At 64.7% G+C, this 24,765-nt stretch carries 21 protein-coding genes and 2 pseudogenes; 13 read left to right on the top strand and 10 right to left on the bottom strand.

All coding sequences use genetic code 11. From position 1 onward, the window contains the following. Positions 1-195: pseudogene (gene glyA, locus DIE06_RS00005) on the top strand (serine hydroxymethyltransferase); the annotation flags it as partial. A gap of 122 nt (positions 196-317) precedes the next feature. Here the strand turns inward: glyA and DIE06_RS00010 are convergent. Both DIE06_RS00010 and DIE06_RS00015 read right to left on the bottom strand, forming a co-directional pair. Next, complete coding sequence (locus DIE06_RS00010; RefSeq protein ID WP_124659586.1) at positions 318-1,850, bottom strand: amino acid permease; 1,533 nt, start codon at positions 1,848-1,850, stop codon at positions 318-320. A gap of 313 nt (positions 1,851-2,163) precedes the next feature. Beyond that, a complete protein-coding gene (locus DIE06_RS00015) occupies positions 2,164-3,174 on the bottom strand; it encodes a GlxA family transcriptional regulator (RefSeq protein WP_124659587.1) in 1,011 nt (336 codons plus the stop codon). Between the two features lie 88 nt (positions 3,175-3,262). Between DIE06_RS00015 and DIE06_RS00020 the strand changes: the two genes are divergently transcribed. Continuing rightward, positions 3,263-4,369 carry a DJ-1/PfpI family protein gene (locus DIE06_RS00020; RefSeq protein ID WP_124659588.1) on the top strand — a complete coding sequence of 369 codons (1,107 nt, stop codon included), beginning with the start codon at positions 3,263-3,265 and terminating at the stop codon, positions 4,367-4,369. 16 nt (positions 4,370-4,385) lie between these two features. On the opposite strand, the pseudogene DIE06_RS00025 reads toward DIE06_RS00020, so the two are convergent. From DIE06_RS00025 to DIE06_RS00055, 7 genes and pseudogenes are all read right to left on the bottom strand, one after another. Then, positions 4,386-4,547, bottom strand: a pseudogene (locus tag DIE06_RS00025) (superoxide dismutase); the annotation flags it as partial. A 66-nt stretch (positions 4,548-4,613) separates the two neighbouring features. After that, the gene (locus DIE06_RS00030) at positions 4,614-6,098 is read right to left on the bottom strand and encodes an aminotransferase class V-fold PLP-dependent enzyme (protein ID WP_124659589.1); all 1,485 of its coding nucleotides are present in this window, start codon (positions 6,096-6,098) and stop codon (positions 4,614-4,616) included. Between the two features lie 373 nt (positions 6,099-6,471). Further along, the gene (locus DIE06_RS00035) at positions 6,472-6,792 is read right to left on the bottom strand and encodes a TrfB-related DNA-binding protein (RefSeq protein ID WP_124659590.1); all 321 of its coding nucleotides are present in this window, start codon (positions 6,790-6,792) and stop codon (positions 6,472-6,474) included. An 18-nt stretch (positions 6,793-6,810) separates the two neighbouring features. Further along, positions 6,811-7,068: a PAAR domain-containing protein gene (locus DIE06_RS00040; protein WP_124659591.1), complete on the bottom strand. Its 258-nt coding sequence runs from the start codon at positions 7,066-7,068 to the stop codon at positions 6,811-6,813. Between the two features lie 66 nt (positions 7,069-7,134). Next, positions 7,135-8,478, bottom strand: coding sequence for a virulence factor (locus DIE06_RS00045; protein ID WP_124659592.1), 1,344 nt, complete (start codon positions 8,476-8,478; stop codon positions 7,135-7,137). A 134-nt stretch (positions 8,479-8,612) separates the two neighbouring features. Then, entirely contained in the window at positions 8,613-10,925 is a 2,313-nt protein-coding gene (locus DIE06_RS00050) for a hypothetical protein (RefSeq protein WP_124659593.1), read from the bottom strand. 19 nt (positions 10,926-10,944) lie between these two features. Next, the gene (locus DIE06_RS00055; RefSeq protein ID WP_260433496.1) at positions 10,945-13,569 is read right to left on the bottom strand and encodes a type VI secretion system Vgr family protein; all 2,625 of its coding nucleotides are present in this window, start codon (positions 13,567-13,569) and stop codon (positions 10,945-10,947) included. A gap of 24 nt (positions 13,570-13,593) precedes the next feature. Here DIE06_RS00055 and DIE06_RS38770 point away from each other — a divergent pair, with 24 nt between their 5' ends. The 11 genes from DIE06_RS38770 (at position 13,594) to DIE06_RS00110 (ending at position 24,009) form a co-directional block, all read left to right on the top strand. Further along, a complete protein-coding gene (locus DIE06_RS38770) occupies positions 13,594-13,740 on the top strand; it encodes a hypothetical protein (protein ID WP_260433497.1) in 147 nt (48 codons plus the stop codon). An 810-nt stretch (positions 13,741-14,550) separates the two neighbouring features. Next, positions 14,551-15,801, top strand: a complete 1,251-nt coding sequence (locus DIE06_RS00065; RefSeq protein WP_124659596.1) for an MFS transporter — start codon at positions 14,551-14,553, stop codon at positions 15,799-15,801. Positions 15,802-15,933: 132 nt separating this feature from the next. Then, positions 15,934-16,863, top strand: coding sequence for a LysR family transcriptional regulator (locus DIE06_RS00070; protein ID WP_124659597.1), 930 nt, complete (start codon positions 15,934-15,936; stop codon positions 16,861-16,863). Positions 16,864-16,977: 114 nt separating this feature from the next. Then, a complete protein-coding gene (locus tag DIE06_RS00075; protein ID WP_124659598.1) occupies positions 16,978-17,472 on the top strand; it encodes a hydroxyquinol 1,2-dioxygenase in 495 nt (164 codons plus the stop codon). 42 nt (positions 17,473-17,514) lie between these two features. Next, the gene (locus tag DIE06_RS00080) at positions 17,515-18,534 is read left to right on the top strand and encodes a hydroxyquinol 1,2-dioxygenase (RefSeq protein WP_124659599.1); all 1,020 of its coding nucleotides are present in this window, start codon (positions 17,515-17,517) and stop codon (positions 18,532-18,534) included. Positions 18,535-18,574: 40 nt separating this feature from the next. Beyond that, on the top strand, positions 18,575-20,041 hold the full coding sequence (locus DIE06_RS00085) for an aldehyde dehydrogenase family protein (protein ID WP_124659600.1): 1,467 nt from the start codon (positions 18,575-18,577) through the stop codon (positions 20,039-20,041). Between the two features lie 7 nt (positions 20,042-20,048). Next, positions 20,049-21,116: a maleylacetate reductase gene (locus DIE06_RS00090; protein ID WP_124659601.1), complete on the top strand. Its 1,068-nt coding sequence runs from the start codon at positions 20,049-20,051 to the stop codon at positions 21,114-21,116. A gap of 28 nt (positions 21,117-21,144) precedes the next feature. Then, complete coding sequence (locus tag DIE06_RS00095; protein WP_124659602.1) at positions 21,145-22,020, top strand: intradiol ring-cleavage dioxygenase; 876 nt, start codon at positions 21,145-21,147, stop codon at positions 22,018-22,020. Between the two features lie 5 nt (positions 22,021-22,025). Next, positions 22,026-22,337: a YciI family protein gene (locus DIE06_RS00100; RefSeq protein WP_124659603.1), complete on the top strand. Its 312-nt coding sequence runs from the start codon at positions 22,026-22,028 to the stop codon at positions 22,335-22,337. Between the two features lie 3 nt (positions 22,338-22,340). Next, positions 22,341-22,676, top strand: a complete 336-nt coding sequence (locus DIE06_RS00105) for a Rieske 2Fe-2S domain-containing protein (protein ID WP_124659604.1) — start codon at positions 22,341-22,343, stop codon at positions 22,674-22,676. Between the two features lie 244 nt (positions 22,677-22,920). After that, entirely contained in the window at positions 22,921-24,009 is a 1,089-nt protein-coding gene (locus tag DIE06_RS00110; protein ID WP_124659605.1) for a porin, read from the top strand. Between the two features lie 76 nt (positions 24,010-24,085). Here the strand turns inward: DIE06_RS00110 and DIE06_RS00115 are convergent, their stop codons facing one another. Further along, positions 24,086-24,745: a glutathione S-transferase family protein gene (locus DIE06_RS00115; protein WP_124659606.1), complete on the bottom strand. Its 660-nt coding sequence runs from the start codon at positions 24,743-24,745 to the stop codon at positions 24,086-24,088. Positions 24,746-24,765 lie beyond the last annotated feature (20 nt).

Raw genomic sequence — 24,765 nt, forward strand, 5'->3', positions numbered from 1 at the left:
GAAAAGCCGTTCGTGACGAGCGGCATCCGTCTGGGTTCGCCGGCGATGACGACGCGCGGGTTCGGCCCGGCGGAAGCGGAGAAGGTTGGCAACCTGATCGCCGACGTGCTGGAAGCGCCGGAAGATGCGGCGACGATCGAGCGTGTGCGCGGTCTGGTCGCGGAGTTGACCCAGCGTTTCCCGGTGTACGGCTAAGACGCGGCAATCGGGTTCAACTGCCGACGCGGTTGAACCTCGCTAGTCCGAAGCGATATAAAAAAACCGGCTCGCAAGTTTTTGCGAGCCGGTTTTTTGCGCTGCGTGCGAATCGGTGTCGGTCACACGGTCGGATCGACGTTCGCCTCGAGTTCGCGAATGCGCTCGTCATTGCGCGTGTCCTTGAGCACCGGCGGCCCGGCGAAGGACTTGCGCACACCGAAGCCATACCAGATGACCATCAGCACGACCACGAACGCGACGAGCACATAGAGCACCTTCTCGTTCGGCGGCTGGATGCCGACGTAGGCGAGCACGCAGGCGCCCACCAGCGCGAGGAACGCGCACGGCTTCGACCAGATGCCCAGCTGGAACGGGCCTTTTTCGGTCCACGTGCGCCCTTCGGCCAGCATCCCGGAGCCGATCGGCATCGCATACGAGATGAACAGGAACACGGCGCTGCCCGCGCTCAGCACCGAGAACGCGTCGCCGTACAGCGTGACGACGATCGCGAGCACCGCGCAGGTCCAGATCGCGGGGCCGGGCGTCCGATGGTTGTGATTCACGCTGCGCAGCAGCTTCGACGCCGGCAGCCCGCCGTCGCGCGCGAATGCGTACATCATGCGCGACGTCGACATGATCGCGGCGAGCCCGCACACGTAGTTGATGAAGAACATCGCGAGTTCGAGGCACACGCGCAAGGTCTTCGGAATCGGCGCGAGGATGGCTTCGAAGAAGCCGGTGCCCTGTTTCATCGCGGCGGTCAGATCCGGCATGACCAGCACGAACGCGCACACCATCACGTAGCCGAACACCGCGGACCAGAACACCGAGCCGATGATGCCGCGCGGCACGTTCTTCGCCGCGTCGTGCGTCTCTTCCGACGTGTGCGCGGATGCGTCGAAGCCCGTGATCGTGTAGGTCACCAGCAGCAGGCCGGACAGGAACGCGAGCGGCGTGGTCTGTTTCGGCCAGGCGCCGCCGTCGACGCCCGTGTAATTGGTGAAGGTGACGAGCCGATGCAGGTCGAATGCGACCGGCGAGTAGACCAGCAGCGACACGACCAGCGCGATCGTCACGACGAAGATCAGATAGCCGGACAGGTCGGTGATCTTGCTCGCGATCCGGATGCCGCGTGCATTCAGGATTGCCTGCGAAATGGTGATGACCGCGATGAACGCGGTCTGGTGCCACCACGTCAGGCTGTCCGGACTGACGCCGAACATCGGCGCGATCAGCGTCTTGAAGAACGGATCGTAGGTGCCGAAGTTGATCGCCGCGATCACGAAGATCAGGCCGATCAGGTTGAGCCACGCCGTCATCCACCCCCATTTCTTCCCGCCGAGAATGGCGCCCCAGTGATAGAGGCCGCCGGCGGTCGGAAACGCGGACGCGATCTGCGACATCGACACCGCGACGATCAGCGCGAACAATGAGCCGAGCGGCCAGCCGAGGCCGACCGATGCGCCGCCGGCCGCGGAGAACGCCAGCTGGAACGCCGTGATGCCGCCAGACAGAATGCAGATCACCGAAAACGATACGGCGAAGTTCGAGAAGCCGTTCATGCGCCTCGACAGCTCCTGCGCGTATCCCATCTTGTGGAGGAGGCTTACGTCACTGTCGGTGCCTGAATCAGGCCGGGTTTTCGCATCCATATTTGCTCCGTCACGAATGTCCTGCGTGGCAGGACCGTCATCGCTGCCCGGGCCGGATGATCGGCCCGCCCCTGGAATTCGTCGGCGGCACGCGATGTCATGCATTCATGGCAGTCGCGTGCCGGTCCGATACGGGAACGGTATGAAGCCAAATCTCGCGGCGCTATCGGATTTCGGCAATAAAGTCGAAACGCCGGTCAAGCACCGTTTGGGGGCATCGCATGGCGGTTTGCGGTTTTGTAAGAAATCCTGCTCGACGACTCCCTGGATTGCCAGCGCTTCCCGGCCCGGTGCGATTTGCGGGCCGGGCGGCCTACCGTGCCTTTCGCCCGTCGGGTAACGGTCCGAATCGCGCACGATAGTCGCGCGGCGATATCCCGACCCCCTTCGCGAATGCACGCTGCAACGCATCCACGCTGCCGAACCCCGACCGTTCCGCGATCCGTTCGAGCGGCCAGTCGGCCCGCTCGAGCAGTGCCTTCGCACGCTCGATGCGTGCGGCCAGCACGAATTGCGCGGGCGAGCGCCCCGTCTCCTTGATGAAATTACGCGCAAAGGTCCGTTCGCTCATGTGCAGGCGCGCGGCCAGCGCGGCGACGCCGAGGTCGCCGGTCGGATCGTCGGCGATCTCGGCGAGCAGCGCGCGCATGCGTGGCGTCGCGCTTGCCTGGATGTCGAGGCCGACGCTGAACTGTGTCTGTCCGCCGGGACGGTGCATGAAGAGCACGAGTTCGCGTGCGACCGCGAGCGCGGTCGCCGCGCCGCAGTCCGCCTCGACGAGCGCGAGACACAGGTCGATGCCGGCCGTCACGCCAGCCGACGTGTGGAACGGCGGGTCGCTCACGTAGATCGCATCCGGCTCGATCCGCACGTCAGGGCAAAGCGCCTGCAGCGTTGCACACTGGTTCCAGTGCGTGGTCGCGCGTTTGCCGTCCAGCCACCCGCCCGCGGCGAGCACGAACGCACCGGTGCAGATGCTCGCGATGCGCCGCGTGCTCGCAATCCGCGTGCGCAGCCACGGCAGCACGCCGGCGTCCGACGCCGCGTGGCGCAGGGCCGGGTCGCTGCCACCGGCGACGATGAGCGTGTCGATGCTCGCCGGCAATGCCGCAAGTGCGGTCGGGCCGGCAAGACGCAGGCCCGCGTGCGTGACGATGTCGTGACCGTGTTGCGACGCGAGCGTGAGCCGATAGGGTGCGACATGGCCGGGAAGGTGGCGGTTCGCGACCGCGAATACCTCCATCGGGCCCGTGATGTCGAGTGACTGGACGCCTTCGAAGCCGACGACGACGATGTCGCGTGCCGAACCGGTTGACTGGGACATGGCGGAAAGTGCGGTGGAGTTGTCCTTGTGACCGCGAGCATGATCCTTGTAATTTTCCGGATGTGCAATTGATCGGCGTGGGTGGGCGATGCGGGAACGGAACGGAAACGGGGTGGCGCGCGTGATGGTTGCGCTGATCGTATGCGCGGTGCTGGGCGCGTGCGCACCGGGGCAGGCAGTAACGGACGGCGCACGAACGGTCACGCAAACGCTGACCGTGAACGCCCCGAAGGCGGGCCGCACGCGGCCGCTCGTCGCGATCGTCGCGGACAACGCCGGAACGGAGACGACCGATTTCATCGTCCCGTACGCGATTCTGAAGACGTCGGGCGCGGCCGATGTCGTGGCCGTGTCGTCTGACGCCGGCACGGTCGAACTGATGCCCGCGCTGCGGATGCTGGCCGATACGACGTTCGACCGGTTCGACGCGGCCGTGCCGTTGGGCGCGGACATCGTGATCGTGCCTGCGCTGCATCGTGCCGACCGTCCGACCGTGCTGGCATGGCTGCGCAAGCAGGCCGCTGCCGGCGCCACGATGGTGGCGATCTGCGACGGCGCAGCGGTGCTCGCGAACGCCGGGCTGTTGCGGGATCGCGTCGCGACCGCGCACTGGTATTCGCGCGACGGGCTGCGTCGCCGTTTTACCGATACGGCGTGGGTCGACGATCGCCGCTACGTCATGGACGGCAACGTGATGACCACGACCGGCGTGTCGGCGTCGATTCCCGCGTCGCTGGCGTTGGTGAATGTGCTGGCGGGGCCGGCGGCGGCGCGCGAAACCGCACGCAACATCGGCGCGGATGGATGGAGCGACGTTCACGACGGCAGCCGGTTCGGGTTGACCGCGCGCGCCGTGGCGACCGCGTTGACGAATCGCATCGCGTTCTGGCGGCATCGGACCTTCGATCTGCCGGTCGCGAGCGGCTTCGACGAACTCCCGGTTGCGCTCACCGCCGATGCGTGGGCGCGCACGTGGCGCAGCGACGTCGTCGCAACGGCGGACGCGCGCATGGTCGAATCGAGGCACGGGCTGCGCTTGCTGACGCAGCCGGCCGACGCCGGGCACGCGCGCGTGACGATTCCGGACGGGCGGCGTGGCGAAGCGGTGCTTCCTGAAGTGCTCGAAGACGTCGCCGCCAGGTATGGCGACGCGACGTCAGACTGGGTGGCGCTGCAACTGGAGTATGCGCAGTAGCGGCTGGCTGCAGAAATTACGCGTCGCCTGACGCAAACAGCGCTTCCCACCCCAGAAACGGCCCGAGCGGGATGATGTCCCAGTCGATGAGTCCGGCCGTCACCAGCGGAAATTCGCGCAGCGCCTTTCGGGCGCTTTCCACCGACTCGCATTCGGCGATGATCGCGACGCCCGCGCGGCGCCGTGTCGAAACGTCGACTACGTGCGCGCACGCGGGTGGTGCTTCGTTACGTGCGGGTTGCGCTCAGACCGTCGCGGTGCGCCGCGCCGTCAGCCGATTCCACAGCATCCCGGCACGGCTCCCGCTTCGGCAATAGGCGAGCACGGGCTTCGGCAGCGCATCGACCAGCGCGCCGAACGCGTCGACTTCCGCATCGCCGATCCGGTCGCGGTCGACCGGCAGATAGCGTGCGTCGAGGCCGAGTTCGCGCGCGGCGGCAGCGATCTCGTCGAATGCCGGTTGATCGGCGTCTTCGCCGTCCGGCCGGTTGCAGATCACCGCGCGAAAGCCTGCATTGCGGATCGCCTTCAGGTCCGCCGGCGCGATCTGTCGCGACGCGGTGAAGCCGGTCGCCGCCGCGGCCCGGCATTGCTCGAGCGCGCGCGTGAAACACGCGATCGCGAAATCGACGTCCTGCTCCGTCGTGAAGCGGCCGAAGCTGATGCGCACCGTGCGGCCCGCGGCTTCCGCGTCGAGGCCGATCGCGGTCAGCACGTGGGACGGCGCGCCGCTGGTCGAGTTGCATGCGGAGGTCGACGACACGGCGAGCGAATCGCCGAGCATGAACGGGAAGAAGCCCGGCGCGTTTACCGTGAGGCTCAGCGTGTGCGGGATGCGGCGTGCCGCCGCCGCGTTGTGCGTGATGTCGCCGAGCGCGAGCAACGCGTCCTTCAGGCGTGCGCTGAGTGCGGCGATCCGCACGGCTTCGCGCTCGAGTTTGTCGGCGGCCAGTTCGCACGCGGTGCCCATCCCGACGATCTGATGCGTCGCAAGCGTGCCCGAGCGCAGGCCGCGCTCGTGTCCGCCGCCATGGATCTGCGGCGCGATGCGCTCGGCGATCTCGCGGCGGACGAACAGCGCGCCGATGCCCTTCGGACCGTACACCTTGTGTGCGGAGATCGACAGCAGGTCGATGCCGAGTGCGCGCACGTCGATCGGCGTCTTGCCGAGCGCCTGCGCGGCGTCGACGTGCAGCAGCGCGCCGGCCGCGTGCACGATGCGCGAGATCGCGCCGATGTCGGTCAGCGTGCCGAGCTCGTTGTTGACGAGCATCAGCGACACGAGGCCCGTATCGGGGCCGATCGCCGCGGCCACGGCATCGACGGTGATTTCGCCGTCGGCGGTGGGCGTCAGGTACGTCGCCGTCATTCCGCGCTTCGACAGGTTCGCCATCGTGTCGAGGATCGCCTTGTGTTCGATGCGGCTCGTGATCACGTGGCGCTTGGCGGTCGCGGTCTCCGCATAGCCCTTCAGCGCGAGGTTGTTCGATTCGGTGGCGCCCGACGTCCAGACGATCTCGTCGGCATCCGCGCCGATCAGCGCGGCAACCTGCGCGCGTGCGTGCTCGACTTTTTCCTTCGCCAGCCGGCCGGCGGCGTGCGAACTCGACGCGGGATTGCCGAAGATGCCGTCGGCACCGAGGCAGGCCGTCATCGCTTCGATCACGCGGGGATCCGCGGGGGTGGTGGCTGCGTAGTCGAGGTAGTGCAGCTGGGGGGTATCGCTCATGTCCTTCTCTGGCTCTTGCTCTTCGGAATGGGAGAAATGATACGTGGGCGAGTGGGGAAAAAGGATCCAAAGATGGCTGGTGATTCGGATGGATGTGGAATTATTTGCTGTATCGATTGGGTATGGGGGAATTTATTTTCATTTTGGTCTGACCGGGCATCGAGATGGCCCGGTCTGGCGGATGCCCGCATGACCCGGGGCCGGCACGCTGGCGCAGCATTCGGGGCTGCGCGGCGGGCACGTTGCGCGGCACGCGCTCGGCGTCGGCGTGCCTGGTCCGTTCCGCAAGGCGCCGTTCCATGCCGTCATACTCGCCGGCTATTCGCTTGCGTCAGGATCGATCGGGAGGGAACGTCATGCGGCACGAAGACCGTCATGACGTTGCGCTCTCGTCTTGATCCGGCTGATTCGATAAGCGATGCGCGTCCTGCACCCATGCGTGCAGCGCGCGCTCGTATTTCGCCGGGATCGTGATCGTCACCGTGGTGAGGCGCGTGTCGTTGCATGGCAGTTCGAGATATCGCTGCCACGCTTTGCGAACGAGCTGCGACATCGCCGAGCGGTTCATACCCAGTTTCCCGGCCAGCTCGCGCTGTGAGCGGCCCTTTACGAAAATCTCGTGCAGGGCCCACTGGTTCAACGGCTTGATCCGGGTATCTTGAAGCCGCAACAGTCGGAACTGTTCGGCGGTCATGCGTCGTGTCTTCAGCATTCAGGTTCGCCCGGAGTTTGGAACTGAAGCAATCAGCCTCGCGCCGCATGAGGTCTCGTGACCGTCGAACGCGGCGGCCTGGCCTTCCACGTTGAAGGCCGCGTCACCTGCGGCAATCGTGCAGTCGCCGTGGATCGGACACGAACAAGCGTCGCCGAAGCGCGCGACCGCGCGCCCCATCACCTTGCTGATCTCGGCTCCGGACTCGACCCGGCCGCCGTGGGTATGTCCGTCGCCTACCCGGATGATTCCTCGCATATGACTCGTCCTCTGAATGATTCGTGCAGTGGTCGCGTTTTGCACGCAACGCGCCGCTGGTTTGCATCACCACGAATAGCCCTGCATGCCGTAATCGGTATCGTGTCGGCGTCCCCACCACGGCAGGTAGGCGTTGTTGCCGCCGCGTGCGCGGAACCAGTCCTTGGTCGGATCGACCGGCGTGAGATTTGACGGCGGCATGACGACGACCGCGACAGGGTGTTCGGGGTCGGTCGTGCCGGCGACGAGTGCATTGCCGCCGAAGTGACTGATCCGGCCGATCGCGAGCGCGACGTCGGTCAATGCGCTGCCGGTTCCCATGTCGCCGAGCAGCGCGGCCGTGTTGAATGTCTGCTTCGGGTGGTCGTATTCCGGGAGGGTTTCGGTCAAGGTTCGTGCGAGCGAGACAAGGCGCGATGACGCTGCATCGCTGCCTTTACCGGCATCGTGGACGATGTAATTGAGGTCCGTGACCGCGACGCCGGCATTGCGTGCCGCCTGATCGATCGTTGCCTTCCACGCCTGTACGGCGCGCGTCGTGCCGACCTTCGGCGAAAACGCCTTCGTGTCGCCGGTCGCGGCCTTGCCGATCCAGGCGAGCGGTTCGCGCTCGGTGTTGAAGTTCGGACCGGCGAGGAACAGTACGACAAGGTTTTCGTTGATCTGCGCGTCGGTGGGCGGGAAGTTGGGTGCGTCCCAGTTCATTGCCCACACGGTCTTGTCGGGATTTTCCTGCAAGTAGTCCAACGCCTTGTTCAACGACGTGAAACCGGCGTTCGCACCGCCTTGCGTGATTTGCACATCGGGGGGCGTGCTGCGGCTCCACATTTCCTGGAAGTACGGGTTGCCGATAAGGAATGTCTGTCGAATCGAATCGCGCAAGTAGCTTTGCGAGTCGTCAACTTCGAGTCGGTTCGGAATGGCAAGCTCGACATGAATGCCTGCCAGTTCGCGCCAGTCCTTCTTATGGGTGGGCGCGACCGTATAGAAGTATTTTGGATTAGAGGCATAGCGTGAGCTAAGCAGTAGTGGAAACTTGTACATGTACTTGTGGTAGAAGCCTTTGAACGTTTCCTCGCCCTCGTTCCCGTAAACCAATGATCCAATCGACTGAAGCGTCGCAAACGACTTCGGATCAGTGCGCACCATGTCATCGTCCTTATTTGGCGCGGCAAGCCCTTGCGTCCACAGCAATTGCCATTCGGTCGGATAGTCCATACGCTGCAACGGATTCAGCCAAACCATGCCGACAACCTGCGCAACGAATGGCTTTTCCGACTCCTTGGCTACTAGCGCTGCATTCTCTGCGGGCTCCCGGACCGGTGTAGCTTGTGCCGGACGCATCATGGTCGTGGTGAACAAAAGGACCATAAGCGCAGCCAGACCGGGTACGACGACAAATCGTTTCATCCAATCTCCTATTTCCAAATGCGTCGGATCGGGTTGTTCTACGTGTGCCATCAGTGTGGCCATGAGCACAGCGGTGATCAGCCATGTCGAAACGGCGACGGCGGCGCGTCGCGGCCATGTCGCTATTAGCGTCTTCAAATCGCCCCCCCGACCTTTAGATAGAATTCACCGTCACGTTCATCCACAATCGCGTCGGGCATATTTCCTTCTCCTTTCTCCACATGTATCCATTCCTGCGTTGGTAGATCGCCAAGAACGCCACGCGAGAAATAGTCGAAGTACTTTTTGTTGGGACTGTCATCGGGGATACCTTGCCCCATCCGCCAATCTGCCTCAATGCGCAACGATTTGAGTTGCTTCTCCGTCAGGTAGCACAGTCCAACGGCAACGTCATAGGCAAGCGCCTTCTCGGCATGCTCCGGATTGGTCATCGTCGTAGAGTGATTGGTTGGACTATTGATCGCACCGCGATCGAGCCAGTCGACAATCTGCTTGTCGCGCCATTCCTTGTAGCCGTCGGGCATCGCACTTTTGCCGTCCTCGCCAATCACATGGCCATCGCGGTCGACCCATTCGGTGTTCAGCGTCCGACGTGCCTCCATCCGCATCAACGCGCGATCCTCGTAGCGCTGCCCGGCTTCGGTTTCTGCCGTACCTTGCGCGACGCCATCCTTGTTCTTCGCGCTGTACTGGTCGTACGGATCATCGGCCCGCTTGTCCGCGTCGGCCTTGTTCGCATCACGCCAAGCGGCCGGCGGATCGTTGCCTTCGTTGAAGTCGCTGACCGCGTCGCCGTCTTGCGTTTCGACCGGCTTGCCAAATCGCAGCGCCTTCGGCGGGAACGGATCATCAAGTGCTGGAGCATCCGCCACCACGGTCCAACCCTTCGGTGGATCGGCGTTCACACGGAGCATGTTCAGCGCCGAGCTAATGCCGGTCACGACGAACATGAGGGGCGCTGTCACGAGCGTAGCGGCCACACCCAAAACCGACTCGTTACCCTTGATCGCGCCGATCAGATTGAATTTGGCGGGCGGCGATGGCGGATACCAGAACCCCGACTTCGTTCCTTGCTTGCCGTGCCGCCAGTCGTCTTCCCAGTATCGGTAGGGCTTCCGCACACCAACCGGAAAGCCGGATGCGAACACCCGCTGAGTGAGGATGCCTGCCGCACCGACATCGTCGAGTTCGTGTTTGCTGATCCCGCGCCAGCCGATGCCTTGAACCGTTACCGCCGAAATCACCTGATCGTGCGGACAGCAATATGCGGTGACGCGGCCATAGGTCGACCCGTTCAAGCCATGTCGAACGCGGTCTTCCTGCGCCGCATAAGATCGATTGCTCGTCGGCGAAACCCGTTCGTTCGCCATGTCTTCATCAATCTTGTCGGCGGGCAGTTCGTATGTTTTGCGGGCGCCGATGACCGACAGGAATTTGCCGAACGTCTTCGTGCGTGCCGCGTACGTCTGCCGTCCGCGTTGACCGCTTGCGTCTTTCGTCGCGCGTTGCGACCACGTATCCATGAACGTGTCGGATTTGTACGGGCCGTCGGCATTCGCAAGGCTATATGGCGCGTTCGCCAGCACGTAGGCATCTGCCACGCAATGGCCTTGGCGTCCCCACGGATCTTCAACATCGGGGAATGTGTTGCCGAAGAACGCTGCCGTGAGGCCCACGATGTTGCCTTGGCTGTGGCACACGACGGTAATCGGTACGTCGGCTTGCATCCGTCGGATCGACTCGATCAGCTTGGCGAGGCGCAACGCCGCGAGTACGCCATACGCGCGGGGCGGCGCGCGATACAGCGGCCGGTTGGTTGGGTTGATGCCTTGCACCGTCATCCACCCCATGGTTCGATCATCCAGACCGCCGTGCCAAAGATCAGGCAAACTTGAACAGCCGTTCGTGAACGGGCCTCCGCCCCAATAGTCCTTTTCGTTCAGAAAGATCTTGTCGCCGTATTCCTTCAGTTCTGCAGCGGTCGCGCGATAGCCCCATCGGAAATGAATGACGGGCGAGAAAGACGGATCAGGCTTGACGTAGTTGTTCGCAAGCAGCTTCGGATTTAGAAACCCATCCGGCGTCACACTTTCCGTGTACTTGGCTGGCGTCAACTGTCCGGCATCGATGCCGTGATACATCATCTGATCGTCGAGCCGCCCCAGTCGGCGATTAAGCCCTTTGCACAACCCTTCCTCCGAGGCCTCGAACCATTCGCCTTCCGAGTTCACGCCATGCACGAAGATCACGATACCGGGCAAGGGCATCTGCTTGACGCAGATCAGCCGTATGCCTTTCGTGAACCTGGTCACGCCTTCGCCCCGGCCGACGACGATCGGCGGCGGCTCAGGGCGCGGCGCAACCGCGCCGGGTGTATCGGATTTCGCAGCGGGTTCGCCGGTGGACGAGTCCGCTGTCGGTCGCGGATCGAGAATCGAATCGGTCATCCAGACTCCTGCACGTGCCTTAAACATTCTTCTTGATGAACTGCACCGCCAGCCGCTCGAACTGGTCGGTATCGACGGCCGGTAGTTCGCCCGCCGCATCGGCCTTCAAGTCCGACAGCGCACCGGAAGTCTTTTGAATCAGCCCGTCGAATCCTGGCGCGGCGTTACCGTCCGAAGCGCAAACCAGCTTAGGCACGCGATCAAGCGTGTCCTGACCAAACGCCGGCATGTCCGCACTCATGCTCGCAGGCCCACCCCATGCATGACCGGCCGATTTCACCGTGAACGTCCCTGGGCATCCCAGCTCGATATCGCCGCCGCGCAGCTTGAGATACGCACCGCCGGACGTGACGAGCACGACTTCATCGCTCGCGGTGCCAACGAGGTTTCCGCCACCGGCAGTCAATTGAATGTTCTTCGCCGAATCGACCTGCGTATCGTCGTTCTGCGATTGAATCGTGACCTTCCCCTGGTTCGCGATCGCCGACACGCCGTCGCCATGCGCGAACATCGCGACGCCGCGACCGGCATGCAGGTTGATGCGCTCGCCGCTGGTGACCTGCACGTGTTGCTGCGCGACCTGGTCGATGTTCTCGCCCGCATACATGACGTGCGTCCTGGGCGTGACGTTGAGCGACCCGGACTGCGCGCCGAACGCCATCAACGCGGACGCACTGTCAGCCGCGCCGGCTTGCGCACCGCCGGGCGTCCAGTGACGGAATGCGCTGGCGACGTTGTCCTGGCCGACGGTGTCGGCGGACCGCCCGCCATGCTCGCCGGCATAGTCGCCAAGCGACTTGAAGAGTTCGGTGCATTGATCGAGCAGGCGAATCAGTTCATCGCGATCGAGCTGACCGCCGGTGGCTTGTGTGCGCGCATAGGTCGACAACAGGATGCCGCGGGCGGCGCGCAACGCCGCGGCGGCATCGGTGCGCAGTTCCGCGCCTTCGCCGCGATCGTCCCCATGTCCGTTTTCCCGCGGTTGGGTCAGATACCCGAGATTCAATTCGGTATGCGCATGTTCGCTCGTCAACTGCGCGGAGATTTGCGATGGCGTATCGTCCAGACGAAGCTGGTTATAACGCCTGCCGTTGATTTCCTTGGTCTTGATGCCGGAAAGGAACCGGTTGCCGGGAAGCGCACCGGTATGGCTGAAGGTCGCGGGCGGGTTCGCGCCATTGCTCAGCACGCCGATGATGACCAACCGGTCCGGGTCGCCTGACAGACACCCCAACAGCACTTCCATGCCGACGCGGGGCAGGAAAAGCGTGCCGAAGTTGCCGCCCGCGAGATTGGCCCCGACGCGAACCGGTGCGCTGTCGCCGGCGCTTCCGTTCGTTCCGGCGCCTTGCGCGTGCGCATGGTCCGCCGGATCGAGGCCGTGGATTCGCACGCGCACGCGGCCGGCCGCGTCGCAAAACACTTCCTCGCCTTGGGTGCCGACGATCGTGCCGGTCAGCAGGTGAACGGGCGGCACATCGACGTTCGGATCGTAGGCGGGCTTGAGCGGGACACCGCGTCGTACGCACGTGAATCGGTTCTCATAGCGCGTGTCCGTTTGTTCCGGCACATCGGCAGGCGTCGACGGATTGATGTGTGCGAGGTTCCGGCTCGCCGCGAACAACCCGTTCGCGCGACCCGCGAGCTGCTTCGGCAGGTTGTTCCAGATATCGTGCCGAACCGACGTGACGACGAACTGGCGATGATCGACCGGCTTCATATCCAGCTCGGGGTCGCCCGTCAGTGTGAACCAGCGGCCGACCGGCAAATCGCGCACGCTGCTGATGCCGTCGTAACGTTCGGCTTCGAACTGGTGAGCCAGGATCCGGTCGCGCGTAATGCGGTCGTGATCCTTCCAGGAATCGCCGACGTGCGGGATGTCGATCGCGACGTCGGTCAGCAGGCGCGCAAGATCGTTTCCCGATGCGCCCTGATCGATACGGGTGACGGCCGTGGAATCGTCCATGCGGGCCGTCTTGTAATCCCAGGACGGCCGCCGGACCTTGCCGGACGACAGCCCCTGGCAGTGCGCGAAGAGCGTCACCGTGTCGCGTTGCGCGGCCCCGGCGTCGCGCGGGTGCAGACGCAGGGTACCGGCCGGTGCCTCCGCCAGGCGATGCGGGTCGTCGCAGAATATGAGCGTGTGAATCGGCGGCTCGTCGAGCATGCCACGCGCCACGCCGGCCGGCGCGGCCTTCGCGAAGACCGTGATGCCTTCCCGGCGCAGCAGCCGCCGGATGAAGCGTGCGTCGGACTCGTTGACCTGTCGCGTGAGTTCGCGCACCGGATAGCGTTCCGCTTGCAATCCTGTCAGATCGAAATCGAATGCGCGCGCGAGTGCATGGCTGCGCTGCTTCCACTCGTTCATCAGCGTCGCGAGAATTTCCATGACGCTGCGTGATCGGAACAAGCGGGCGTTCGTGCGGCGGTCCATCAACGACAGCGCGTCGCACACGTGCAACTGGTAGACGGTCAGTTCGCCATCCGATTGACCGGTCAGCACTTCTCGCACGATCGCGTTGATCGTACGTATGCCGCCCCGATCGGTCGTCAGCCGGACCGACACGGGCAGGCCGAGAAACAGGGCGGGCGACAGATGATCGTAGGTGGAGACGCAGGTCAGCTTTCCTTCGATGCCCGACATCAGCCCCTCGCGGATATCGGCGTGATGGAGCGCCAGCAGGTGGCCGACCGCGCGTTGCGCCTGTCCGAAATGGAGATCGACTGGCCGCGCGTTCCCGCCAATCAGACCGGACGCAAAATCCCGGAATGTTTTTGCTATCGACATCGCCATAATCTCATTGTTTTGTTTTGAATTCGGACTTGTTTGAAATGAGGTATCGGTTTGCTTGAGGGCGGGAGTGCGCGAAAACGAGCGGCGAAGCGTAGCAAATTTATCTATGCGGATAAATGTATTTTTATTTTGAGATTGGTGGATTTATCGTTAGGAAACAGTATTTTGCGTTTGTGGTGATTCGTTTGTTTTTTGAATTATCTTATGTCGTTGTGCGGTGAATGATGTCTTTCCTGTTATTGGCTGTTCTCTGGGCTGGAGTGGTGGTTTCCCGTCCAATCGAGTCGCGCGGGAATATTTAAAAACTTGATTTGTCCCGTGGCGGATCCGGCGACCGGGTATTGCGGCGTCGGGAAAGAGCGGAGTGGAATCGCGCGCGTGCCCGCGCCGAGCACTTCGGTATGTTCCGGATTTCGTCTATCGGCGGGCCGGGACCGGCTCGCCCGGCAGGATGACCCGCGCCCGGTATCCGGATCGAGCATGCCCTGCGCCGGCGCCCGTGATGTCTATGAGGGATTCCCCCGTAACACGCGGATGAGCGCCATTTCAACGCCGTACCCATCCGCGCGGCGCTTCTGCACCGATACTTCCCGCCCGCCGCGCCGGATTATTTGCGTTTCGCGAATGGCGCGTTCGCCGGTTGTTCCATACCCGATCTGCATCCGCGCACCTATCGTTCGGGGCGTCGGCTGATTGAATTCGACGCCTGCAACCGGAAAGGCGGCCGCCACTTCCTCGCGACTCACGTCGCATTGCATACCAAGACAACGGACCTGGCTTCATGCACGGACGCTCCGGCGCGTGCAGGCGGACCAATCCACGGAGACAGACATGAAAGCAAACGAGTGGGATACCTCCTATGAGTGGAAGGCGGTGACGCTGCTGGCGCTCGGCTTCGGGCTGGTCGGCCTCGACCGCTGGCTCATCGCACCGCTGTTCCCTTCGATCATGAAGGACCTGCACCTGACCGCGCAGGACGTCGGCAACTGCATCGGCGTGCTCGGGCTGTCGTGGGGTATTTTCGCGGCGCTGATGGGCGGCATCTCCGACAAGGTCGGCCGCCGCAAGGTCCTGATCCCCGCGATCATCGCGTTCTCGCTGCTGTCGGGCTTCTCGGGGCTCGCGGGCGGGCTGCTCGGCCTGATCGCGATCCGCGGGCTGATGGGCGTCGCGGAGGGCTCGTTCTGCCCGACCAGCTTCGCGGCGACCGCCGACGCGTCGCATCCGCGGCGGCGCGGCCTGAACCTCGGGCTGCAGCAAAGCGGCTTCGCGCTGTTCGGGCTGGCGCTGTCGCCGATCATCGCGACCCAGCTGCTCAACGTCGTATCGTGGCGCTGGGTATTCGCGCTCGTGGCCATTCCCGGCCTGATTCTCGGCGCGATCATGTTCTTCGTGATCCGCGAACCGAAGCGCACGAAGGAGGTCGTGTCGGAACACGCGCCGGCGTCGCTCGGCCATGTGCTCAAGAGCCGCAACATCCTCGTCGCGATGGCTGCACTCTGTTGCGCGATGACCGGCGTGTTCGTGCTCGGCGCGCTGCTGCCGCTGTACCTGACGGACTACCTGTCGCTCGACACGCAGAAGATGGGCCTCGTCGTGTCGGCGATCGGCTTCGGCGGCTTTCTCGGGCAGTTCGGGCTGCCGGGCCTGTCCGACCTGGTGGGCCGCCGCCTCGCGAGCATCGCCGGTTTCGCCGGCACGGCCGTGATGCTCTACATTTTCCGCGGCCTCGGCCCGCAGCCGGTCGTGTTGTTCGTCGTCCTGTTCGTCGCGTCGTTCTTCACGCTGGGGCTGGTGTCGCTGCTGTCCGGCCCGGTGGCGACCGAAGCCGCGCCCGTCGGCCTCGTGTCGACGTCGATCGGCGTGGTGGTCGGTTGCGGCGAGATCTTCGGCGGCGGCATCGCGCCGGCGATGGGCGGCTACGTCGCCGCGCACTTCGGGATCCAGAACATTCTGTGGCTGCCGATGGGTGCGGTGCTGCTCGGCATCGTGGTCAGCATGCTGCTGCGGGAAACCGCGCCGGCCGTGCTGCAGCGCCGCGTGGGCGTGCAGCCGGAGCTGACGGCGGGCAAGCAGCCGTAACGTGTCGCCCGGCCGCGCCCATCGGCCCGCGAGATTGACACCTGCCGGGTGACAGTGTGACGCTTTACACATGACCCAACCGCCCGGCAGGCGCGGTTAGACTGGCAGTTTCGCTTTCGGGAAAGGCGCGGTATGGACCGGTTTCTGAGCATCGAGGCATTCGTCAGGGTCGCGGAGGCGAGCAGTTTCGCGGAAGCGGCACGGCAGCTTGGGGTCACCAGTTCGGTCGTGACGAACCGCATCCAGCAGCTGGAGAAGTTCGTCAACGCGCCGCTGTTCCATCGCAGCACGCGCCACGTGCGGCTGTCCGAAGTGGGCGAGACCTTCTACCGCGAATGCGCCGAGGTGGTGGGGCGCGTCAACGAGCTGACCGACCAGATGCGCGAACTGCGCGCGACCCCGACCGGGCGGCTGCGCATCCAGATGCTGCCCGGTTTCGCGCTGGATCACTTCGGCGTGCCGCTTGCCGAATTCAACCGGCGCTACCCGGGCATCCAGCTCGACATCATCGTCAACGATCGCGTCGTGGACCCTGTCGAAGAAGGGTTCGACATCGCGTTCCAGATCTTCCCGCCGATCTCCGAATCGCTGATCGAGCGGCGCCTGTTCGTGGTGCGACGCCTGTTCTGTGCGTCACCGGCCTACCTCGAAGCGCATGGTGCGCCACAACATCCACGCGAATTGCTGCAGCACACCACGGCGCTGTATTCGGGTTATCCATCGCGTAACCGCTGGACGCTGACGCGCGGCGACGAGGTCGTCGAAATGGAATTGCCGGGCATGATCCGCTCGAACTCCGTGCATCTGTTGCGCGAGTACGCACTGACGGGGGGCGGCGTCGTGTGCCTGCCTACGCTGGTCGCGAGCGACGCGCTCGTCGCGGGCCGATTGGTACCCATTCTCACCGACTTCCAGATCGCGCCGCTGAGCTTCGCCGCCGTTTATCCCGCAACGCAGCGACAGGCGCTGAAGGTGAAGGCTTTGGTCGAATTCCTCGCCGAATATATCGGCGACGAGTCGCCGTGGGACCGTCCGCTGCTGGAGCGCGGCTGGGTCCGCTGAGCCGGGCGATTATTCGCGAAACGCAAATGCCGTAGTCGCGGTCCGTTGCCTTGTTGAGGGGCCCCCTTGCCCCTAGAGTTGAATCCAACAAGCGGTTCAACTCAGGAGACAGCAATGACCGACACGGCATTCCACACCGTCTTTGGCTCGCTCGACGGCTACACCAAGGGCGAGATCGAAATCACCAGCGGCAGCGCACGGCACTACGCCTTCTCGAATGTGTTCGAGGTGGCATCGAAGTCGGCCCCCTACGAAAAGGTCGTCGCCGGCAAGAACCTCGAATACGTGATCGAAGTGCTGCGGACCGATGGCGAGTCGCCGTGGTTCGCGTGCGCGCACGACGAGTTCACGATCCAGATGGATGGCGAAGTCCGCATCGAATTCATCAAGCTCGACAATCCGCCGACCACCGGCCGCGGCACCGTGAGCGCCGGCACGCGGCCGGCGGGCCGCGAGATGGGCTACGTCGTCCTCCGCAAGGGGCACCAGGCATTGCTGCCGGCCGGCTGCGCGTATCGCTTCACCGCCGGCAAGCCGGGCGTCGCGCTCGTGCAGACCGTGCTCGGCGAACTGTCCGTCGAGAAGTGGGCCGACATCTGCCTGCACTGATCCATCCGACTTCCCCCATTCAAATATTCCAGGAGACACGTTATGGCCACCCTCGAGACCCTCGATCCTTCCGCAGGCTTCGCCGCCGATCTGGTGCAGGCCACGGAAGCCGATGCCGTCACCGGTTACCGCCGCTTCCATCTCGGCGAGTTCGCGTTCCAGCGCGACGAGTACTTCGTGAAAATCAGCTGGCCGGCAAAAGGCCAGACGCGCACGCATGCGATGCCCGCGGACGCATTCCTGCGCGCGATGATGCGCGACGTGGCGTGGGGCTTCTTCTACGGCTGGGTGAATTTCGATCACGTGTTCGGCACGCGCAACCACTACGGCAAGGTCGACGTGTATGCCGGCACGTTCAACGGAATCCTGAAGGACGCCGGCGTCGACTACACCGAGACGTTCGAAACGCCCACGATCATGGCGACCTTCAAGGCGATGCTGCACGACTGGACCAACGAAGGCTTCGATCCGTTCGCGGCGCCCGAGGAAACCGGCACGGCATTCGGCCGCAAGCATGGCGAGAACGGCGCGGCGATCGAACGCACGCGCATCGCGACGCGCCGCATGCCGGGCCTCGAAGGCGACTCGCCGCTGCGCGACGAACTGCCCGTCAACCGCGCGTTCCTCGACGTCGCCCAGGACGAACCGGAGGTGCATGTGAAGCCGGGCTTCGAAGGTGAACTGCATGCGTTCAACCTGTTCAAGTACCTGTCGCGTTCGGACGTGACGTGGAATCCGTCGGTGACCTCCGTATGCGGGCGCAGCCTGTTCTGCCCGACCACGGAGGAATTCATCCTGCCGGTGTTCCACGGCAACGACCGCGTCGAATGGTTCCTGCAACTGTCCGACGAAATCGTGTGGGACATCGGCGACAAGAACACCGGTGCGCCGCGCGCGCGCATCACGATGCGGGCCGGCGACATTTGCGCGATGCCCGCCGACATCCGGCACCAGGGCTATTCGACGAAGCGCTCGATGCTGCTGGTCTGGGAAAACGCGACGCCGGACCTTCCGCAGCGATACGAGAGCGGCGAGCTCGCGCCGTATCCGATCGCGTTCTGAGCGGCGCTGGCGCACACAAGCACATCATCGAGGACGATTCATGCAAACCCAACTCTTCATCGACGGCCGCTTCGTTGACGCCGTCGATCGCGGCACGATCGACGTGCTCAATCCGCACGACGGCACGCTGATCACGAAGATCGCCGCCGCCACCGCGGCGGACGTGGACCTGGCCGTCGAAGCCGCCACCCGCGCGTTCCCGACATGGTCGGCGATGCCGGCGGCCGAGCGCGGCCGGCTGCTGCTGCGTCTCGCCGACGCGATCGAAGCCAACGCGGAGGAACTCGCGCAGCTCGAATCGCTGGACACGGGTCACCCGATCCGCGATTCGCGCGCGCTCGACGTGCCGCGCACGGCCGGCTGCTTCCGCTACTTCGGCGGGATGGCCGACAAGCTGCAGGGCTCCGTGATCCCGGTCGAAACCGGCTTCCTGAACTATGTGCAGCGCGCGCCGATCGGCGTCGTCGGCCAGATCGTGCCGTGGAATTTCCCGCTGATGTTCACGAGCTGGAAGATGGGGCCGGCACTGGCCGCAGGCAACACGGTCGTGCTCAAGCCGTCGGAGATCACGCCGCTGTCGACGCTGCGCATCGTCGAGCTGATGGCCGAGGTCGGGTTCCCCGCCGGGGTCGTCAATATCGTCCCCGGCTACGGGCACACGGCCGGCCAGCGGCTCGCCGAACACCCCGGCGTCGGGAAGATCGCGTTCACCGGTTCGACGGCGACGGGCCGCCGGATCGTCGAGGCCTCGCAGGGCAACCTGAAGCGCGTGCAATTGGAACTGGGCGGCAAGGGCGCGAACATCGTGTTCGACGATGCGAACCTCGACGCGGCCATCAACGGTGCCGCGTGGGCGATCTTCCACAACCAGGGGCAGGCGTGCATCGCGGGTTCGCGTCTCGTGCTGCATGAACGTATCGCCGACGCATTCATCGAGCGCTTCGTGTCGCTGGCTTCGTCGATCCGCGTCGGCAACCCGCTGGACCCGGACACCGAGATGGGCCCGCTGACGTCGAAGCAGCACCTCGACCGCGTGCTGTCGTTCGTCGACGTCGCGCGCGAGCAGGGCGGCCGCGTGCTTGCGGGCGGCAGTGCGCCGCAGGACGCGGCACTCGCCGGCGGCTACTACGTGCGCCCGACGGTCATCGAAGCGAAGAGCGCCGCCGATCGCGTCGCGCAGGAGGAAGTGTTCGGCCCGTTCGTCACCGTGCTGCGCTTCGGCAGCGACGAGGAAGCGCTGTCGATCGCCAACGCGACCGAATACGGGCTCGGCAGCGGCCTGTGGACCAACGATCTGTCCCGCGCGCACAAGATGGCGTCGCGGATCGACGCGGGCATGTGCTGGATCAACTGCTACAAGCGCGTCAACCCGGGTAGCCCGTTCGGCGGCATCGGGAAGTCGGGTTACGGCCGCGAGATGGGTTTCGAGGCGATGCACGACTACACGGAAGCGCGCTCGGTGTGGGTCAACGTCGACGGCAAGGTGCCGCCGCATTTCAAGCGCTGAGGTTGCGATGGAGCGCTTCGTCTATCAGGGAACGCCGTCCCGCGTCGTGTTCGAATGGGGCGCACTCGAGCGGTTGCCGGACGAGTTGTCCGCGCTCGGCGCGCAGCGGGCGCTGATTCTGTCGACGCCCGAGCAGCAGCCGCTCGCCGAACGGGTCAGGGAGGTGCTCGGCGGGCGTGCGGCCGGCGTATGCGCGCAGGCCGTGATGCACGTGCCGGTCGAGGTGGCGCGTGCGGCGCGCGAGATGGCGGCCGAGCTGGGTGCGGACTGCTGCATCGCGATCGGCGGCGGCTCGACGATCGGGCTCGGCAAGGCGATCGCGCTCGAGTCGTCGCTGCCGATTCTCGCCGTGCCGACGACTTACGCGGGCTCGGAGATGACGCCGATCTTCGGGCTCACGGAAGGCCGCCTGAAGCGCACCGGGCGCGATGCGCGCGTGTTGCCGCGCACGGTGCTCTACGACCCGTCCCTGACGTTGTCGCTGCCGCCGGGGATTTCGGCGGCTTCGGGCGTCAACGCGATGGCGCATGCGGTCGAGGCGCTCTATGCGGAAGATGCGAACCCGGTGATCAGCCTGATGGCCGAGGAGTCGATTCGTGCGCTCGGCGACGCGCTGCCCCGTGTGGTTCGGGAGCCGGATGACCGGGAAGCGCGCAGCCACGCGTTGTATGGCGCGTGGCTCGCCGGCACATGCCTCGGTGCCGTCGGCATGGCGTTGCACCACAAGCTCTGTCATACGCTCGGCGGCACCTTCAACCTGCCGCACGCGCAGACGCACGCCGCGATGTTGCCGCATACCGCGCACTACAACCATGCGGCGGCGCCCGACGCGCTGCGCCGTGTCGCGCGGGCGCTGGGCGGCACCGACGCGGCCGACGCCGGCCCGCTGTTGTTCCGGTTGAATCGGCAGCTGGGCTTGTCGGCGGCGCTTGCCGACATCGGGATGCCGGAAGCGGGCCTCGACGAAGCCGCCGACCTCGCCTGCCGGAATCCTTATGCGAATCCGCGGCCGATCGAACGTGCGCCGATTCGCGAATTGCTTCAGCATGCGTGGGAAGGGCGCGAGCCGCAGTGAGCGGCCGGCTGCATCCAAGGAGACGAACATGACGATTGATCATCATGATGACGGCGACACGCGGCTGACCGAGCAGGTCGTCGCCAGTTTCGACGGTACGCCGAACCCGCGCTTGCGCGTGTTGATGCAGAGCCTCGTGCGGCATCTGCATGCGTTCGTCCGCGAAACGGAGCTGACCGAGGCCGAGTGGATGGCCGCGATTCGCTTCCTGACGGAAACCGGGCAGATGTGCGACGACGTCGTGCGTCAGGAATTCATCCTGTTGTCGGACACGCTCGGCGTGTCGATGCTGGTCGATGCGATCAACCATCGCTTCGCCACCGGCGCGACGGAAACGACGGTGTTCGGGCCGTTCTACATCGAGGGCATGCCCGACCGTGCGTATGGCGAGAACATGGCGCTCACGCCCGGCACGCCGGTGGTCGTGCATGGTCGCGTGCTCACCACCGACGGTGCGCCGGTGCAGGATGCCGTGCTCGACGTATGGCAGACCGCCGACAACGGCATGTACTCCGGACAGGACAAGGAGCAGCCGCACGGCAACCTGCGCGGCCGCTACCGGACCGATGCCGAAGGCCGCTATGCGATCACGACGATTCTGCCGGTCAGCTATCCGATTCCGACCGACGGCCCGGTCGGGAAGATGCTCGACGCCACCGGACGCCATCCGTGGCGGCCCGCGCACCTGCACTTCATGATCGACGCGCCGGGTTATCGCAAGCTCGTCACGCATCTGTTCGACGAGGAGGACGCGTACCTGAAGTCGGATGCCGTATTCGGCGTGAAGCCGTCGTTGATGGTCGCGTATCGCCCGCGCGCGGCGGACGACGAACTTGCGCGACGGTTCGGGTTGAACGGCGTGTACCGCGAAGCGACGTACGACTTCGTGCTCGACCGGAGCTGACCGACATGGCGCGATTCTTTGCGGTGTTTGCGACGGACCAGCCCGGGATGCGCGACGTGCGCGACCGCGTGCGGTCGACGCATCGGACCTACCTGCGTTCCGCCGCACAGCACGGCGTGTATGTGCGGCTCGGAGGGCCGACGCTCGACCCCCAGGGCGATGCGATGAACGGCACGCTGCTCGTCATCGAGGCGGACGACATCGATGCGGTGATGCAGTTCGTCGGCAACGATCCGTATGTGAAGGAAGGGCTGTTCTCGCGGGTCGAGGTTCGCCCGTGGGACTGGAGCCTCGGCAATCCCGAGCGGAGAGTGTGAGTCATGGGCGCCACGCAACTCTGTCGCTTCTCCGATGTGCCGGATGGTGGGGCGCGGGTCGTCGACGAAGCGCGCATCGGGCGTCCCGTCATCGTCGTGCGGCGCGGGGAGCAGGTATGGGCGTATGTGAATCGTTGCCCGCATTTCTCGGTGCCGCTCGATTTCGTGCCGGGCAACGTTTCCTGTTATCGATCGCAGGTGCTGATGTGCGCGCATCACAGTGCGCTGTTCCGGTTCGACGATGGCGTGTGTATCGACGGGCCGTGTTCGGGTGCCGGGCTGGAAGCCGTGACTGTCGAGGTGGATTCGGCAGCGTGGGTGGTTTGTCGAGGCGCTTGATCCGGGCGGTGAGATTGCCCGATTGCATTCGGGTCATGCGGCAATCGCTTCAGGCTGGATGAAATCGGGAATGAGCGGGATGTCATCCATTCAACTCAATCAGTAAAACTAATCGAATATTCATTTTTCCGACCCGGATGAATGCGAAGCCGGGCCGGGGAAGTCGTTGTTTCACGAAACATCGGGCGAGTACCCGCGGGACAGCGGGCGACCCGTTCGCATTGACAAAAAAGACGGAGACACAATGAAACTGAGATTTGGAGCAGTCGCGATGCTTGCCATCGCGCAGGGCGCGTACGCGCAGAGCAGCGTGACCCTGTTCGGCCTGATCGACAGCGGCATCTCGTATGTCAGTAACGAAGGCGGAGGGAAGAACGTCAAGTTCGACGACGGCATCTTCACGCCGAACCTGTTCGGCTTGCGCGGCACGGAAGATCTCGGCGGCGGATATCGCGCGACATTCGCGCTCGTCAACCAGTTCTCGATGGCGAACGGCAGCATCATCGGGACCGGAATCTTCGGGCGTAACGCATACGTGGGCATCGAGAGCGATCGGTTCGGCAGCGTCAGGCTGGGGAATCAGTACGACTTCATGGTGGATTCCCTGTTTGCGAAGGGGAACGCGATCTCGATGGACCTCACGGGGCTGTACGGGTTCAGGAATGGTCCGTTCCAGCGGCTCGCGCTGCCGGCCAATCCGACCGGCGCGTTCGACTGGGACCGCACGGCAGGCAGCAAGCCGGTCGCGAATTCGGTCAAGTACAGTTCGCCGACGATCGGCGGGTTTTCCGGGGGCGTGATGTATGCGTTCGGCGGCGTGGCCGGTTCCGTCGGCGCGGACAATACCGTAAGCGCCGGGTTGAACTACGAAGTCGGGGCGTTCGGTATCGGCGCGGCCTATACGAACGAGAAGTATGGGCCGGCACCTGGTACGCCGTCGACCAGCGTGCGTAACTGGGGCGTCGGGATGCACTATGACTTCGGGGCGGTTTCCGCGAAGGCGTTGCTGACCACCGTGCACAATTCGTTCAACGACGCAGGCGTGTGGATGGCCGAGGCGGGTGGCGTGTGGCGCATCAGGCCGGACCTGTTCCTCGGCGCGAAATACATGTACATGAAGGGCAACGAAGCCGTGAACGACAACCATGCGCATCAGGTCAGCGCGGCGCTTCAGTACCTGTTGTCGAAGCGGACGATGGTTTATGTTTCGGCGGACTACCAGCGCGCGAACCGCGGCGCGAATGCGCAGATCAACGGTGTGCTGGATCCGAACGGCGCGTCGAGTTCCGCCAGCCAGGCGGTGGCGCGGATCGGGTTGCACACGATGTTCTGACGGGGCGGGGCGGGGCGGGGCGCGGGTGGGTCGGCGTCCGGGCGGAACGTGTGTCAAGGTGCCGCCCGGCACCGGGCTACCTCGCCGGTGCGGGCGTCTCCCTGGCCTTGTCCTGCTCCGCGGCCAGCGCCGCATCTGCCGCCTGCGCGCGCTGGATGGCCGGGCGTGCAAGGATGCGATCGATGTAGGCGCGCATGCGCGGCGTCTCGGGGATCAGCTTGAACATCGTGATCCAGTTCAGCGCGGCCCCCCACAGCACATCCGCCGCCGTGAAGCGCTCGCCGAGCAGGTAGGGGCCCTCGGCCAGTTGCGCGTCGATCGCGTTGATCACGGTATCGAAGTCGCCGTAGGGCGACGTCGAGTAGGCTGCAGACGGACGGTTCATCGAGCGGTCGACGACGGCCGGCTCGAAGCACGAACCGTAGAACACCATCCAGCGCAGGTACGGGCCGCGCAGCGGGTCACCGACCTCCGGCGACAGACCGGCTTCCGGATACAGTTCCGCCGCGTACATGTACACGGCGGCCTGCTCGGTGACGATCACGTCGCCATGGCGCAGCGCGGGAACCTTGCCCATCGGATTGATGGCGAGGTAATCGGGTTCGTGGTGTTTGCCGGTAGAGAGATCGAACGCGTGCAGTTCATAGTCGGCCCCCAGTTCCTCGAGCAGCATGTGGGCGCCGGCCGATCGGCTGCGAGCGGAGTGGTACAGGGTCAGGTGACGATCTTGCAGCATCGCGGGCTCCGGTGTGCGTT

It is taken from the genome of Burkholderia sp. Bp8998, assembly GCF_003854235.1.
Taxonomy (GTDB): Bacteria; Pseudomonadota; Gammaproteobacteria; order Burkholderiales; family Burkholderiaceae; genus Burkholderia.